The sequence below is a fragment of the Priestia sp. SIMBA_032 genome (assembly GCF_046535215.1).
Classification (GTDB): Bacteria; Bacillota; Bacilli; order Bacillales; family Bacillaceae_H; genus Priestia; species Priestia aryabhattai.
Genome location: NZ_JAWRXD010001679.1, coordinates 1 through 231, shown reverse-complemented (window position 1 = coordinate 231; position 231 = coordinate 1). Strand labels below are relative to the sequence as shown.

The 231-nt window shown below is 42.0% G+C and carries 1 protein-coding gene; it reads right to left on the bottom strand.

The window, feature by feature from the left end:
- On the bottom strand, positions 1-231 hold a 231-nt coding region (locus tag SB717_RS39955; protein WP_410908917.1), incomplete at both ends, for a sodium:solute symporter family transporter.

Below are 231 nucleotides of genomic sequence, written 5' to 3'. Positions count from 1 at the left end.
CTGCAACTCCGCGAACTTTTTTCGCATCAAAGCGTGCTGCAATCATATCCGCCAAAGTGTACTTCCCTAAATTTCTAAGCGGTTCTGCAACAAGATACAGTACACCTAAATAAGCAACTAAAAAACCGATACTATAAAAGAATCCATCAAACCCAGTTAATGCGATTGCTCCGGCTATACCAAGAAATGAAGCAGCAGACATGTAATCTCCAGCGATGGCCAGACCATTTT